Source organism: Agrobacterium larrymoorei, assembly GCF_037722385.1.
GTDB classification, from domain to species: domain Bacteria; phylum Pseudomonadota; class Alphaproteobacteria; order Rhizobiales; family Rhizobiaceae; genus Agrobacterium; species Agrobacterium larrymoorei_C.
The window spans coordinates 71,184-87,070 of record NZ_JBBKAQ010000001.1 but is presented as its reverse complement, the minus strand read 5'-3'; the positions used below and the strand labels follow the sequence as shown (position 1 = coordinate 87,070).

12 protein-coding genes are annotated in these 15,887 nt (G+C 57.8%); 8 read left to right on the top strand and 4 right to left on the bottom strand.

Features of this window, described 5'->3' with window-relative positions:
* Window positions 1-69 precede the first annotated feature (69 nt).
* From WKI41_RS00395 to scpA, 8 genes are all read left to right on the top strand, one after another.
* Window positions 70-1,371: a L,D-transpeptidase family protein gene (locus tag WKI41_RS00395; RefSeq protein WP_340191561.1), complete on the top strand. Its 1,302-nt coding sequence runs from the start codon at window positions 70-72 to the stop codon at window positions 1,369-1,371.
* Window positions 1,368-1,601: a sulfurtransferase TusA family protein gene (locus WKI41_RS00390; RefSeq protein WP_340191560.1), complete on the top strand. Its 234-nt coding sequence runs from the start codon at window positions 1,368-1,370 to the stop codon at window positions 1,599-1,601. Before WKI41_RS00395 ends, WKI41_RS00390 begins: the two co-directional genes overlap by 4 nt.
* A gap of 99 nt (window positions 1,602-1,700) precedes the next feature.
* Entirely contained in the window at window positions 1,701-2,519 is an 819-nt protein-coding gene (locus tag WKI41_RS00385) for an N-formylglutamate amidohydrolase (RefSeq protein ID WP_340191559.1), read from the top strand.
* Window positions 2,516-4,390, top strand: coding sequence for a flavohemoglobin expression-modulating QEGLA motif protein (locus WKI41_RS00380; RefSeq protein ID WP_340191558.1), 1,875 nt, complete (start codon window positions 2,516-2,518; stop codon window positions 4,388-4,390). The genes WKI41_RS00385 and WKI41_RS00380 overlap by 4 nt, the downstream gene beginning before the upstream one ends.
* A gap of 11 nt (window positions 4,391-4,401) precedes the next feature.
* Window positions 4,402-5,448, top strand: coding sequence for a glutathione synthetase (locus tag WKI41_RS00375; RefSeq protein WP_340191557.1), 1,047 nt, complete (start codon window positions 4,402-4,404; stop codon window positions 5,446-5,448).
* A 100-nt stretch (window positions 5,449-5,548) separates the two neighbouring features.
* Complete coding sequence (locus WKI41_RS00370; protein WP_340191556.1) at window positions 5,549-6,442, top strand: DMT family transporter; 894 nt, start codon at window positions 5,549-5,551, stop codon at window positions 6,440-6,442.
* Between the two features lie 187 nt (window positions 6,443-6,629).
* On the top strand, window positions 6,630-7,898 hold the full coding sequence (locus WKI41_RS00365; protein ID WP_340191555.1) for a GNAT family N-acetyltransferase: 1,269 nt from the start codon (window positions 6,630-6,632) through the stop codon (window positions 7,896-7,898).
* A 165-nt stretch (window positions 7,899-8,063) separates the two neighbouring features.
* The gene (scpA, locus tag WKI41_RS00360; RefSeq protein WP_340191554.1) at window positions 8,064-10,205 is read left to right on the top strand and encodes a methylmalonyl-CoA mutase; all 2,142 of its coding nucleotides are present in this window, start codon (window positions 8,064-8,066) and stop codon (window positions 10,203-10,205) included.
* A 217-nt stretch (window positions 10,206-10,422) separates the two neighbouring features.
* On the opposite strand, the gene WKI41_RS00355 is transcribed toward scpA, so the two are convergent.
* The 4 genes from WKI41_RS00355 to ptsP form a co-directional block, all read right to left on the bottom strand.
* Window positions 10,423-11,244 carry a DUF4167 domain-containing protein gene (locus WKI41_RS00355; RefSeq protein ID WP_340191553.1) on the bottom strand — a complete coding sequence of 274 codons (822 nt, stop codon included), beginning with the start codon at window positions 11,242-11,244 and terminating at the stop codon, window positions 10,423-10,425.
* A 385-nt stretch (window positions 11,245-11,629) separates the two neighbouring features.
* The gene (gene prmC, locus WKI41_RS00350; protein ID WP_340191552.1) at window positions 11,630-12,493 is read right to left on the bottom strand and encodes a peptide chain release factor N(5)-glutamine methyltransferase; all 864 of its coding nucleotides are present in this window, start codon (window positions 12,491-12,493) and stop codon (window positions 11,630-11,632) included.
* Entirely contained in the window at window positions 12,490-13,569 is a 1,080-nt protein-coding gene (prfA, locus tag WKI41_RS00345) for a peptide chain release factor 1 (RefSeq protein WP_340191551.1), read from the bottom strand. The genes prmC and prfA overlap by 4 nt, the downstream gene beginning before the upstream one ends.
* 31 nt (window positions 13,570-13,600) lie before the next feature.
* A complete protein-coding gene (ptsP, locus tag WKI41_RS00340) occupies window positions 13,601-15,868 on the bottom strand; it encodes a phosphoenolpyruvate--protein phosphotransferase (RefSeq protein WP_340191550.1) in 2,268 nt (755 codons plus the stop codon).
* Window positions 15,869-15,887 lie beyond the last annotated feature (19 nt).

Genomic DNA, 15,887 nt, shown 5'->3' with positions numbered 1-15,887 from the left:
CAACTGACTTGTAATCAAATTCAATTTACCGTACGAGCATTAGACATCATGCAAATCGGTATGACGCCCATGCGTTTGAGACACATCGCTCTTCTTGCCTGCGCCGGTCTGATGCTTGCGGGCTGCAATGAAACGCTCGAAACCGTCGAGCGTGACGTGTCTCATGTCAAAAACAAGGTCGATTACCCCCTCTCCCCCACCATCCTCGCCGAGATGGACAAGAAGAACATGGATCGCAATGCGCCGATCATGATTCGTATCTTGAAGGAAGAAGGCAAGCTAGAAGTCTGGAAAGCACGACGCGACAACCGCTTCGAGGTTATTGCGTCCTACGATATCTGCGCCTGGTCCGGCAAGCTCGGCCCAAAGGTCAAAGAGGGAGACAGGCAGGCGCCTGAAGGGTTCTACAACCTTTCGCCCGGTCACATGAACCCCTATTCGAACTATTACCTTTCGATCAACACCGGTTTCCCCAACCGCTACGACCAGGCGAACGGTCGCAACGGCACGAACCTGATGATCCATGGGGCATGCTCGTCATCGGGTTGCTACTCCATGACCGACGCGCAGATGCTGGAAATCTACGCCTTTGCGCGCGACGCCTTCAAGGGTGGCCAGAAGACGATCCAGCTTCAGGCGCTGCCGTTCCGCATGACCGCGGAAAACATGGCGCGCCATCATAAAAGCGAGAATTACGACTTCTGGAAGATGCTGAAGGTTGGCTACGATCATTTCGAGGTCACCAAGCGGCCGCCAGAGGTGAATGTCTGCGAAAAGAAATACGTCTTCAATCAACAGACACAGGGTGGCCAGTTTAACGCTGCGGCAAGCTGCCCCGCCATGAGCACGCCGCCGGCCCTTGCCAGCACTTTGGTCAGCTACAACAAGACGTACGACCTCGCCTATGACAAGGCGATGAAGAAGTTCGACGGAATGGTCTGGTACGACCCGTCCGAGGCCGAGCGCAAGGTTCTGGTTGCTGACAAGCGCAAGGGTCGCGAACCGGCCTACGCACCGACAGGCTCGGCCTTGAAGGCCGGCAAGCTGATGAAGGAAACCGAGTTCGCCGCGCTGATGGAGAAAAAGGCGGCGAAAGGTATATCGGCCACCGGAGCTACTGCCATTGCCTCGGCCTCCGGTTCGGCGCCACGCGCAACGACGCCAACTGCCCAACCGACGCCAGCACAGCCCGCTATCGCCGCCCGTCCATCCTCGATCATGCTTGCGGCCGCGACACAGGTTAAACCGCAGGCGCCTGGGGCGGCCCAGCAGTCAGTCCCGGTGCCGACGGTCAATCCGCTGGCGTTTAGCGCACCGGAGCCGGAAGAACCGGCAAAGAAGCCGTTTTGGAAGTTCTGGGCCAAGGAGTGACCTTGGCAACGGACATCGTCTTCGATCTGAAAGGGCTGAAATGCCCTCTTCCAGTTTTGCGCAGCCGTAAAAAGCTTGGAGCTATGCGTTCTGGCGAGAACCTGATCATCGAGACGACCGATCCGCTCGCGGTCATCGACATTCCCCACATGTGTCGTGAAGACGGCCATGCTCTTCTCGAAACCGCCAAGACGACTGCGGGCCACCGATTTCTTATCCGTCGGGGTTGAGCCAGCAAGATGTGCCCTGCCGATTTCGCGCTAGGCTAGAGGTATCCTGGAACCAACATTCGCGCTTTCGTGTTTCCCTGCCGACTTCATGAGGGGAAGATGACGGGCACCAGCACGCGATCCAGCACTTTACAGCGACAGATATGGTCGGCCACCTTTGGAGACTCTCCGATCATAGGGACGGCAATCCATGATGGACACATTCTGCGCGATGACCTCATGGCCAGCATGGCGCTGTCGGACGCTGAGCGGCTCTATGAGGAAGATCCCTTCACCGGCGACATGATCGGCGGCCTGACCAACAGGATCGTCGGCCACAGGTCCCGCTTCGAGATCGACCTCAACCGTGCAAGAGACGCCGCGATCTATCTGACGCCCGAACAGTCCTGGGGTTTGAAGGTGTGGCAAGATCGTTTGGAAGAACCTGCAATTGCTGCCTCTCTTCGTCTCCATGACGACTACTATGCGATGCTCACGACCTTCTTGGACCGCATCGAGGATCGCCACGGACACTTCATCCTGTTGGATATTCATAGCTACAACCACCGCCGCCACGGCGCGGACGGCCCCGCCACGCCTCAAGCGGACGCGCCCGATATCAATATCGGCACGATTTCCATGGACCGCCAGCGCTGGACCTTCGCGGTCGATGCGGTGATAGAGCATTTTTCCTCGGCCACTATCGGAGGCCGTAAGCTCGACGTGCGCGAGAATATAGCGTTCCAGGGGCGCGGGGAGCAGACACGTTTCGTACACGAGAAATATCCTGAAAGCGGATGTGCTATCGCCATCGAATTCAAGAAGATCTTCATGGATGAGTGGACTGGAGAACCGGACAATCGCATCATCGCCGATATTCGACGCGCGATGATCGAGTTGGAAGGAGTGCTCGAAGACGTGTTGGGAGAGCGCCGATGAGCAACGTCTCTCCATTCAAGCCCGCCAGCGAAGAGCCGCTGCTATCGCAGATTTCAACCGCTCTCGCTGCAGGACAAGCGATCCGAAAGGATATCGGCGAAGACGGTCGTCTTCACATCGATCGGCCACTTCCCTTCCTCTGCCTCCATCTGACTTACGGGTCGAAGAACTTGGCAGCCCGCGACATCGCTTCAGCCAATGCCTCCTACCTCATCGCCTCGAGCCTGAGCGAAGCCGCACCGATCATCCAGGCGATCGGCGACGAGATGATGAAGCGCTTTGGTGCGTTCGTCATTTTCGACATCGGCGAGCTGGAGCATGACATCCTGCTTGCCGATGATTCGCCTTTCCTGCCGCATTACGAAGTCGCCGTCTCTGCGACGGCTGAACCCGAGACACAGACGGCACGAAAAGCTTTCATCAAGGCGATATGCGATGCCGAGGTGCGTTTCCGCACACCGCGCATTACCCGGCCAGAACCCGTCCAGGATCCAATCTTACGACTACAGGAATCTGGTATCTCCTTTCCCTGCATCAGCGTTCGCTTTGCGCCCATCTACCGTCAGCCGGAATCGGGCGCAGACTATCCCGGTCTGCGCGAGACGATGATCGCCGATCTCTTCGATGCAGGGCTTCGCGCATTTTCAGCGTTCGCAACGGAGACGAACACGCTGAACATCACGACGCATCGCGCACTCGGCCGAAAAGCGTTTGTTGATGCTGTGCGTCGTGCCGACCGCTCGGTTGATGAAATTGCGCAATCGTTCGATTTTCTCCTGTCGGTCACACCGATCAACGCGCGTCAGGCCTTCGAGGAATTTAAGCAAAGCGATTTCGACTACGCGCCGCATTTCCTCTATCGCCCACTGGGCGTCGATGTCGAAGAGCAGAAGCGCAAACTCTATTCGGTCGCCTTCGACCACCTGGAAGATCCGGTCCTCTATCATCTCTATCGCGAGAAGCAGCAGGAGATCGACCTGCAACTGACGATGCTCGCGCATCTGCACAAGCGTCAATATACCGATTTCGGCCGCGCGCTGTACGGGTCGGTGGAGCCGGAGCTGCTGACACTTGCGCTCGATGTTCTTGCACGCTGCAAGATGCCTACCAATGAAGACGATATTCCGATGGTAGGCTGCTACGAGGTGGCGCAAAAGGCTCGCGAGATGGTCGATGCCTATCATCAGGAAGAAGAGAGCTTCAAGGCGCGTGTCGAAATCCGCGACGACCTTCCACCGGGGCTGATGGTGACTGGTGAAAAGCTGCTGATCTCCCGGCATACGGTGATGGAACAGCGCCGCGTCGATGCTCTTCTTCACCATGAAATTGGCGTCCATCTGCTGACCTATTTCAACGGCTCGGCGCAAGGGCTGCGGCTCTTTCGCAGCGGCTTGTCCGGCTATGAGGGCGTGCAGGAGGGCCTCGCCGTGCTGGCCGAACATCTGTCCGGCGGCATGACGCGCCAGCGTTTGCGCCTCGTCGCCGGACGTGTCGTTGCCTGTGCTGCCATGCTGGATGGAGCAAGCTTCGTCGAGACCTATCGGCTGGTGACGCAAGACCACCATTTTGATGAGGCGAATGCCTTCAACATGGTACTGCGTGTCTATCGCGGCGGCGGACTGCCGAAGGACGCCATCTATCTTCGTGGGCTGAATGAAATCCTCCAGCATCTGCGCAAGGGCGGCGCTCTCGATCCCTTTTGGATGGGCAAGATTTCCGCCGCCCATTTCCCCATCATGCAGGAGCTTTCCTTGCGCGGCCTACTGCGGCCACCCGGAATTCGACCGACCTTTCTCTTGCTCACACGCGCCAATGAGCGGCTCGAAAAAATACGATCAGGACTTTCCATCGCCGAAATGGCCACGCTTTAAGGAGGGGACCCATGCGCCTAGCGTTTTTCGTCAATTCAATCGAAGGTGAACATCCAAGCTACGCCACCGGCCTCCTGGCCATGGCCGCTCTCAATCGTGGCCACGAGGTTATCTACCTGACACCGGGCGATTTTACCCTTCGCCCGGATGATACGCTCGTCGTTCATGCGCTCGTCATGCCGAAGCAAAAATACAAGAAGGTGGAAGCTTTCCACGCCACATTGCAAGAACGTCAGTTGCAGCGTGAGACGATCAACATCGAGGAGATCGATGCGTTGATGCTGCGCAACGATCCTTCCCTCGATCAGACCGCACGGCCTTGGGCGGTCCACTCCGGCATTCTTTTCGGACGACTGGCAGAACAGCGCGGCGTGATTGTTCTCAACGACCCGGAAGGGCTGGCGCTTGCCCAGAATAAGCTCTACTTCCAAAGCTTCCCCGAGATCGTTCGTCCGACCACATTGATCTCCCGCAACGTCGAGGAAATTCGTGCCTTTGCCGACGCCCATCCGAAAGGCGTCATCGTTAAGCCCCTTCAAGGGTCCGGCGGCAAGAACGTCTTCAAGATCGGCTCGTCCAAGGAAACGAACCTCAACCAGATTTTCGAGGCGATCAGCATCGAGGGTTATCTTATCGCCCAGGCCTATTTACCGGCGGCGAAGAACGGCGACATCCGCTTCTTCATGATGAATGGTGAGCCGTTGATGCGTGATGGTGCCTATGCTGCGCTTCGCCGCGTTCCGGCGAAGGGAGACCTGCGCTCCAACATCCATGCTTCTGGCACGGCAGAAGCGGTGGAAGTCAATGACGACGTCTTGGCGCTTGCGGAAATGATGCGACCGAAGCTTGTCGAGGACGGGATGTTTCTTGTCGGGCTCGATATTGTAGGCGACAAAATCCTTGAGGTGAACGTCTTTTCGCCGGGTGGTCTTGGCCACATCCGCGAGTTGACCAATGTCGACTTCACTGACACCGTCATTGAAGCGGTGGAGAAGAAGGTTTCCATGCAGGCGGCGTCGGCTGGTACGTTGAGCAACCGGCTGCTGGCAACGCTATAATGCAAGTGCGCTACGATCATTCGGGAAAATCCATTTGACCGTGTGCGGGCCCTTGCCTAACTGTTGCGGCACCATCTCTCTTGCCGGAACAATCGACGCCATGAAGCCGGGTCAACTCGCCGCCTATATTTTTCTTGCAGTGGCATGGGGGCTCTCCTTCATGCTCGTGCTTCATGCGGTGGGCGCGTTCGGCTGGGTCGGGGCCGTATCCATCAGATGCTTCATCGCCAGCATCACGCTTTATCTGGTCGCCAAGGCCATCGGTCGAAACCTGGACTTTTCCGCCGGATGGCGCGCCTTTGCGGTGGTGGGAGCAACGACTGTTGCCGGCCAATTGATCGGTCTGTCTTATGCCACGCCGCTGATAGGCACGGCGATGGCAGCCATCCTCGTCGCCAGCATACCTTTGTTTTCCATGCTGATCGGCCAGTTTTGGGGTTTGGAGAAGATATCGCCGCAGTCGTTGCTTGGAATTGCTTTCGGCATTCTCGGCATCGTCATTCTGGTTGGCTTCCCTGCCGTTCCGGTCACACAGGCCTTCGTGTTGGGCTGCATCTCCTGCATGCTCGGTTGCTTGTGCGCAGCTTTCGGCAGCAATTACGCCAGCCGCTATTTGAAAGGCACGGGCTCCTGGGAGATTACCATCGGCTCGTTCTTTGCGGGCGGCGCCGTCACTCTGCCGCTGCTTGCCGTCGTGCCTATCCCGACCATGCCGTCCTTGCTCGATATTGTTTACCTCTTCGCCCTTGCGATCTTCATGAGTGCGCTGACTTACATCACCTATTTCCGCCTCGTCGCGACAATCGGCGCGACCAAGACGATCAGCGTGGAATTCGTGGTCACCGTCATTGCCGTCTTCATCGGCGCGTTCGTGTTGGATGAACCGCTCTCGGCAGCGCAGTTCGTCGGAGCAGGTATCATTATCATCGGTTGTGCCCTGGTACTTGGCGTTCTCCCGGCTCGAAAACGCGCTCCCGTCGTTCCGGACTTATGATCTCATGCGAATATTCGTTTTAGATGGCTCTCAACATTTGTCGGATCTCAATCTATGATCGGTACGTTATGGTACGCGCTTGAGCCTGAGGCGTCGCCGCCGGTTTTACACGCCTGATCCCAATTAAAGTACGGAAGCTCTTCGGCTTTTATGGTAATCCTGCATCCAGAAATGGTATAGAAAAAGCATGGCAAGCGACCCAAACGATCCGGATTTAAGCGAAAATCGATTCGCCATGGTAAGGACCGCCGCTGAATTGGCGAGACCTGAAGCCGACAGCAGTATCCGTGTTGGCCGCGAAGGCCGTGAATTTTGCATCTATCCCGCACAGCTCGGTTACGACCTTCAGGAAGAACTCGATTTTCTATCTAACCGCGTAATGGAGCCGAACGTCTTTTTCACCGGTCGTCTGCTCGCGCCTGCCATGCCGCGCATCGACGACCGCTCGGTGCGCTTCGCGTTGATGCGGGATGAAAACGGCACGCGCAGCCGCATGCGTTTCCTTATGCCTTTCACCGTCGAGAAGCCCGGCTTTTCCGTCGGCCCCTCCATCCTGCGGGCGTGGGCCAACCCATTTGGTCCGCTTGGAACGCCGCTCGTCGATATCGAAGGTGCCGGTGAAACGATCGACAATCTCATCGACGCCTTGATGCAGCCGGAACTGCGGCTTCCAAAGGTTCTCGTTCTTCCATCGGTGCGATTGAACGGCCCCGTCGTGCGAATGATCCGAACGATCGCCATGACCCGCAACCTGCCCGTGGCGACTGCCGAACGTGACAGAAGGTCGCTTCTGGACAACGGTCCGGATGCCGACAGCTTCCTTCAAGGCAGGCTTTCGCCCGATGAGCGTGCGCTTCTCAAGGCCAAGTGGTCTGATTTGGAAGCAATGGGAGAAGTTACCTACGACGTTGCCCGTCAGCCCCGTGATATCCGCATGCGGATGGAGGAATTTCTGGCGCTAGAGGCGCATGGCACGAGCAACCGCAAGCGCACTGCGCTCGTGACCGACCGCTACCGCACCGCTTTCGCCCGCGAAGCCATTCACAATCTCTCGGAGATCGATTCGGCGCGTATTCATACGCTGAACCTCAACGGAGAAGCGATCGCCTCCGTGGTCATCCTAATGGCGATGGGCGAAGCTTATATTTGGAAGGCCGCCTTCAACGAGCGTTACGCCAATTATATGCCGGAGCGGCTTCTTGCACACCGACTGACCGAATGGCAGCTTGACGATGCCAACATCATTCGCACCGACAGTTGCGTTCCGGAAGAAGAATTGCCTCTGAACCAGTTATGGGGCGCTTCGGCCGAGATAGGAACTCTGGTCATCGGCCTCTCGGAAAACAGCGACCGCGACGTGCGTCAGGTGGCAGCCCAGGTTCATATGTATCGAAATACCCGCAATCTGGCGAAAGCATTGCGTGAGCGCATCATGTCGCTTGGGCGCAAGGCTTGAGTTCGAACGATCGTAGCGGTTGTTAAATCACCCATTGCTTTCTAACCTGTCCCTCAGGCCGCATTCCTATGCGACCGGATCGAGAGATAAACGTTGGCTTTGCTATAGCGTCGCTTGAAAAACAAGCGGCGCTTGCTTGAGATTAAACGCAACAGGGAGACAGGTATGTCGGAGGAAAAGTCGGTGATGGATTGGGAGAAACTGGCTGAGAAAGAACTCAAGCGGTCGCCCGATACGTTGACTTGGCAGACGCCTGAGGGGATCGACGTCAAGCCGCTCTATACCGTGCAAGACCTGGAGAACGTTTCGCATCTCGACAGCCTGCCAGGCTTCAAGCCATTCGTGCGCGGCCCCCGGGCGACAATGTATGCGGGCCGTCCCTGGACGATCCGGCAATATGCAGGCTTCTCGACGGCAGAAGAATCCAACGCCTTTTACAAACGGAATTTGGCCGCTGGCCAAAAGGGCCTGTCCGTCGCCTTCGACCTCGCCACCCACCGCGGCTATGACAGCGACCACGTACGGGTGGTCGGCGATGTCGGCAAAGCGGGCGTGGCGATCGATTCCGTCGAGGACATGAAGATCCTGTTTGACGGCATTCCCCTGAAAGAAATGTCGGTCTCCATGACGATGAATGGCGCAGTGATCCCGATCCTCGCCTCCTTCATCGTCGCCGGTGAAGAGCAGGGATGCTCACGCGCCGAGCTTTCCGGCACCATCCAGAATGACATTCTCAAAGAATTCATGGTTCGCAACACCTATATCTATCCGCCCGAACCCTCGATGCGCATCATCGCCGACATCATCGAGTATACGGCGCGCGAAATGCCGCGTTTCAACTCCATCTCAATTTCCGGCTATCATATGCAGGAAGCGGGCGCGACGCTCGTTCAGGAACTGGCCTTCACGCTGGCAGATGGTCGCGAATACGTGCGTGCGGCCTTGAAGAAGGGGCTTAATGTCGATGACTTTGCAGGCCGCCTGTCGTTCTTTTTCGCCATCGGCATGAACTTCTTCATGGAAGCGGCAAAGCTCCGCGCCGCACGTCTTCTTTGGTCGCGGATCATGGAAGAGTTCAATCCACAAAAGGCATCATCGATGATGCTGCGCACCCACTGCCAGACATCCGGCGTCTCCCTGCAGGAGCAGGATCCTTACAACAACGTCATTCGCACGGCCTATGAGGCACTCTCTGCCGTACTTGGCGGCACGCAATCTCTACACACCAATGCGCTCGATGAGGCGATGGCGCTGCCCACCGATTTTTCCGCGCGCATCGCCCGCAACACTCAGCTCATTTTGCAGCATGAAACCGGCATCACCAAAGTGGTCGATCCTTTGGCAGGTTCTTACTATGTCGAGAGCCTGACGAGCGAGCTTGCAGAAAAGGCCTGGGCGCTGATTGAAGAGGTCGAGCAACTGGGCGGCATGACAAAGGCGGTCGACGAAGGCTTGCCGAAGCGGTTGATCGAGGAAGCTGCGACGAAGCGCCAGGCCGCCGTCGATCGTGGCGAAGAAATCATCGTCGGCGTCAACAGGTTCCGGCTGGAAAACGAAGAGCCGATCGACATCCTCGACATCGACAACTCAGCCGTTCGCGCCTCACAAATCAAGCGCTTGGAGACCGTGCGACGCCAGCGCAACCCGAACGACGTCGAAAAGACGTTGGCGACGCTTTCGGACGTCGCACGCACTGGACAGGGAAATCTGCTGGAAGCGGCCGTGGAGGCAGCGCGTGCAAGAGCCACTGTCGGAGAAATTTCGGACGCCATGCGTACTGTCTTTGGAGACCATGCCGCCGTCCCGGAAGTCGTCCACGATGTTTACGGTGCGGCCTATGAGGACGATCCTGAATTCGCGACCTTGCGCGACCGGATCGGCGACCTGACGAGCGCCGTTGGTGGCAAGCCGCGCATGATGGTGGCAAAGCTCGGCCAAGACGGCCACGACCGGGGCGCAAAAATCATCGCATCGGCATTCGGCGATATCGGCTTCGACGTGCTTGCGGGACCGCTGTTCCAGACACCGGAAGAAGCCGCTGAACTCGCAGTGGAGAACAAGGTGCACGTGGTTGGCATGTCCTCGCTTGCCGCCGGCCACAAGACGCTTGCGCCGCAACTTGTGGACGCTCTGAGGGCCAAGGGTGCGCAGAACATCATCGTCATCGTCGGCGGCGTCATCCCGCGGCAGGACTATCAGTTTCTGCTCAATAGCGGCGTTGCCGCAGTTTTCGGACCCGGCACCAATGTGCTCGAAGCAGCCCGCGCGGTTATTGATCTGATGCAGGGTCGACTGCGTAACGCTTGATTGCAATGGCCTCAAGCGTGTCGCCCGAGCGCGTCCAGCGGTTTTGCGATAACGACATGCGGCGGAAGAAGGAGCTAAAGCGTCAGGAGCGCATCTGAACGTTCGCGATAGGCTTTGCGAGTCAGGTGCCGCTTCGCACGAAGCGATAAGTATCCCAACAAAAAAGCGATGGATTTTCACCCATCGCTTTTTCTTTTTCTCACTGTGAAGACCGGCCTTATTCGGCAGCCTTCTCCAATTCGGAAGGCTCACCGCCTTCTGCCTCCTCGGCACCAGCCGTGCGGCGTGGGCGACGAGGACGCGGGCTGGTGCTGCGTGCGCGGCGCGGTGCGCGCTCGCTTGCACCGGCTTCAGCCTGGGCTTCCTCTTCGACTGCCACTTCCTTCGGCGTGCCTTCGATCACAGGCTGCGGTGCAGAGCTTGCATCGTAAACCGGCGCGACGACGACTGGTGCCGCGGCAGCGGCTTCTGCGCCTTCCTCGGCTTGGGCTTCGCGCGGCTGACGATCAGGACGATTCGGGCGCTCGCGGCGGTCGCGACGCTCACCTCTGTCTTGACGATCCTGGCGTTCGGGACGCTCTTGGCGCTCCTGACGTTCAGGCTGGTCCTGACGCTGCGCACGCTGTTCGTTCTGTTCATGCGCGATCGGCAGAACAACGACGACGTCGTCATTGTCGTTTCCATCCATATCGTCGCCGTCACGGTCGTTGCCGTATTCGCCACGATCGTCGCGCTGGAAGCGTTCCTGCATCTGCGCCTGCGCGGATGCAATGATACGGTTGTAATGTTCGGCGTGCTGCAGGTAGTTTTCCGCAATGACGCGGTCGCCGGAGCTCTGAGCATCACGGGCAAGCGCGGCGTATTTTTCCGCAATATGCTGGGCAGTGCCGCGGATCTTCACGTCGGGGCCGGAACTGTCGTAAGTTCTGGTCAGCGGATTTCCACCTTTACGGTTAAAATTATTGTTGTTTCCGCCGCCATTATTATTGTTGTTGTTATTACGCCCCCGGCCGCGCTTGTTTTGCTGTCCTGGCCTCATCAATTGCTCACCTGAATTCTGTTGTGCTGACAATTCTCGTTTTTCGATGCGATCCGGGCAAGGAACAAGCCCTCTCCTGAACCGCGACCATTACGCGACTTGCTCTTCACAGAGACAAGACCTCGCGTTTGCCGACCCGATGCGCATATGCTGCATCTAGCCGCTTGCGAACAAAGTTTCCTGAATCACATGCCGGAAATGCCCAGCCTTTCAGAGTTCTCCAAGAGAACCCGCTTCGGGACTGATCCAAACCCTGGCGAATCTAATTTCGCCCTCAGCCACCCGGCATGTGGCCGCAAACTAGCCCGCTTCCTGCGGAAATCCAAGCCTTTTCTTTTGCTTTGCAAAATATCCTTGAACAAAACACCCGCAGCCGTTTCTCGACCTATTTGCGGAATAACAATACCCTATCGTTGCCGCCATAGTCTTTGACGCACTCGATGCAATCATATCCCTGCGATGCAAATATGGTCGTTACATCTGCCATCTGATCGTAACCTATTTCGACCCCGACCACTCCACCACTTTCGAGAAAATCCACTGCTTTTTCAGCTATGACTCTGTAAGGGAGAAGGCCATCCGCACCGCCATCCAGGGCGATCATGGGGTCAAATTCGCGAACTTCGCGATCCAATGTATCGATGACGTCTGTTCTAATATAAGGCGGGTTTGACAAGATTATGTCGAAGCGCCCGGAAATATCATTGAACCAATCGCTTTCCACGGTCTGAAACCTGGTGTCCAGCGCAAACCTTTCCGCATTGCGGTAGGCGGTCGCCAAAGCATCGACCGACACGTCGCTGCCAACGCCCGTGGCTTCAGGAACCGAATACAACAGCGACAGGCATATGGCGCCAGTGCCAATCCCCATATCGAGAATACGCGCGCTGCCCTTATCCGCAACAACGGCCTGCAGATACGGCAACACGGACTCGACCAGCACTTCGGTATCCGGCCTCGGCTCCAATGTTCCGGCTGACATGAGAAAGTCCAGGCCGAAGAATTCGCGATGTCCGAGGATGCGATGGACTGGCTCGCCATTCTCCCGCCGCGCAATCATATCTTCGATCCGTCCGGCTTCATCTGGATTGATCGTCCGCGATCCATTCAGAACAAAATCTGTCAGCGAAAAACCGATGACCTCGCCGATCAACAACCGTGCATCCGTCGACGGGTCAGCGATGCCCGCAACCGCAAGACGCCGCCGCGCCTCAGCCACCACAGCTTGGACCGTTGGATCGACGCTCACTGCTGCTCGCCGAGCTGGGCCAACTGGCCTGCCTGATAATCGGCAACCAGCGCATCGACCAACTCGTCAATATCGCCTTCGATCATCCGATCGAGTTTGTAGAGCGTCAGGTTGATGCGGTGGTCGGTGACGCGACCCTGCGGGAAGTTGTAGGTGCGGATACGCTCGGAGCGATCGCCCGAACCCACCTGGCTCTTTCGGTCGGCCGAACGCTCGCTGTCGGCCTTCTGCCGCTCGATATCGTAAAGCCTAGAGCGCAGAACCTGCATCGCCTTGGCGCGGTTCTGGTGCTGAGACTTTTCCGACGACGTGACGATGAGGCCGGTCGGCAAATGGGTGATGCGAACCGCAGAATCCGTCGTGTTGACGTGCTGGCCGCCAGCACCGGATGCACGCATCGTATCGATCCGGATATCCTCGGGGCGGATTTCGATGTCGATATCCTCAGCTTCCGGCAACACGGCGACCGTTGCGGCAGATGTGTGGATGCGCCCGCCCGCTTCCGTTTCGGGCACGCGCTGGACGCGGTGAACGCCGGATTCGAATTTGAGCTTAGAGAACACGCCACGGCCACTGATCGTCGCGATGATTTCCTTGAAGCCGCCGGCTTCCCCTTCACTTGAGGACAGCACCTCCACCTTCCAGCCCTTGCCGCTGGCAAAACGCTCATACATGCGGAAGAGATCGCCGGCAAACAAAGCCGCTTCAGAGCCGCCAGTGCCAGCGCGGATTTCAAGGATTGCGCTCTTTTCGTCTGCCGCATCCTTTGGCAGGAGCAGGATTTGCATATCCTTTTCCAACGCTTCGATGCGCTCGGAAAGGTCTGGCAGTTCCGCCTCGGCAAGCTCGCGCATGTCGCGATCCATCGTCTTGTCGGACAGGATCGCTTCTAGATCGGCGGCCTCGGCTTGCGCCCTCTCATATTCGCGGATCGTCTTCACCACCGGCTGCAGTTCCGAATATTCGGAGGCCAACTTGACATAGACATCCGCGGCAGGGCCTGCGGACATACGCGCTTCGATCTCGCCGAAGCGGCGTTCAAGCTCACGCATTTTCTCGACGGGAAGCTTCGCCACCTGTCACATACTCCACTTTTTATAGTCGTGCTTAGATAGGGATCGAATGGGTCGAAGCAAACCGCACCAGCAAATCACGCGTACTTTCCAATGATTTGCTGTCATCGAGAGCCGCATTCAGTTCTTGCGCCAACAGCCCAGCATCGACCCCAAGCAGCATGGCCTTGACCGGGCCGATTGCGGTTGGCGACATCGAAATCGAGCGGAAACCGAGTCCGATCAGCGCCATCGCCGACAATGGCTTGCTCGCCATTTCGCCGCAGAGCGTCACTGGCGTGTTGTTGCGTTCGCCAGCTCGAACGATGTCGCGCAGAATACGCAGGAACGGCTTGCCCAGATTGTCGAAGCGGTCCGAGACCCGGGCGTTGCCGCGATCCACCGCCATCGCAAACTGGAACAGATCGTTCGATCCGACAGAGACGAAATCCACTTCCGACATCAACTCGTCGAGCTGCCACATCAGCGACGGCACTTCGAGCATCACGCCGAATTGCAGCTTGCGCGGCAGCGCATGGCTGAACTTCGAAAGATGCTGAACTTCCTTCTGCATCAACTCGCGAACGGCGTGAATTTCTGAGACTTCCGTGACCATCGGCAACATCATCTTCAACTCGGCGCCGGAGGCCGCACGCAGGAGCGCGCGCATCTGGGTGCGCAGCAGACCCGGGCGATCAAGCGACAGACGAATGGCGCGCCAACCGAGAGCGGGGTTTTCTTCTTCCTGCCCACGCATATAGGAGACGACCTTGTCACCGCCGATATCGAGCGTGCGGAAGGTCACCGGCTTGCCCTTGGCCTGGCGCAGTACGCTTCGATAGAAGGCCTCCTGCTCCTCGCCCTTCGGCATGTTGGATGCGATCATGAATTGCAGTTCCGTGCGGAACAGGCCGATGCCATCCGCACCGGACTCCTCAAGCTGCGGCAGATCGACCAGCAGCCCGGCATTCATCTTCAGGCTGACCTTCTGGCCATCCTTGGTCACCGGCTCCACATCGCGCAGCGCACGGAACTGTTCCTGCCGGCGGGCGCGAAGACGGACCTTCTCCTCATAGGCACGCTGCAAGTCCGCGAGAGGCCGCAAATGCACCTTGCCATCATCACCGTCGATGATGATCGGGTCGTTGTTTTCAGCCAGCGCCACGATTCCCGTTGCCTGGCCGATCACGGGAATGCCCATCGCACGGGCCACGATCACCACGTGGCTCGTCACGGCACCATCTTCCAGCACCAGACCACGCAGCTTTTCCCGGGGATAATCCAGAAGCTCGGCAGCGCCCATGGCGCGCGCCAGCACGATGGCATCGAGCGGAAATTCGTGTTCGGGGCCTCTGCCACCAAAACCCATCAGCTGGCGCAGCAAGCGGTTTGCCAGATCGTCGAAATCATGCATCCGCTCGCGCAGATAAGGATCGGTCAGGCGCATCATGCGCGCCTTGGTGTCGCTCTGCACCTTCTCCACCGCAGCTTCCGCGGTCAAACCGTTGCGGATCGCCTCTTCCATTCGGCGAACCCAGCCCTGGTCATGGGCGAACATACGATAGGTTTCCAGCACCTCGCGATGCTCGCCTTCGGTGGCGACATCACGACGCTGCAACATGTCGTCGATCGAAATGCGCAGCGAGCCGATGGCTTCGGCAAGGCGGCGGATTTCGGTATCGGCATCTTCGTTCAGCAGGTTGGTGACGACAATGCGGGGATCGTGGAGAACCACATGACCAAGTCCGATGCCTTCACCATAGGCGTCGCCGTCGATGGAGACGGCTCTGGTCAGGTCCAATTCCACGCCGGGGCGGGTAATTTTCTTCAATTCGCCGCTCGCCACGATTTCCGCAATAAGCATTGCGGTTGTCTCAAGGGCTTCAACTTCATCCTCCCGGTAGGTTCGGCTGGTCTTGTTCTGGACGACAAGAACGCCAAGAGTGCGACCGGATCTCAAAATCGGCACACCGAGGAAGGAATGATAAATTTCTTCACCCGTTTCAGGGAGATAGCGGAATGCAGGATGCGCCTGCGCGTCCGAAAGATTGAGTGGCTGAGCGGAAGCGGCAATGGTGCCGACAAGACCTTGCCCCATTTTCAACTGGGCAAGATGCACCGCATCCTTGTTCAGACCTTCGGTCGCGTAGAGCTCGAGAATACTGTCGGAACGAAGCACGTAAACGGAACACACTTCGGCAACCATGTTGCTGGCAATCTGCCGGACAATCTGGTCGAGGCGCTCCTGCGGCTCAAGATGCTCCGCCATCATTTCGCGAAGCCGCCTGAGAAGGACACGCGGACCTGCGGAAAGGTCTCTCATCGCGCATACTCCCGAATGC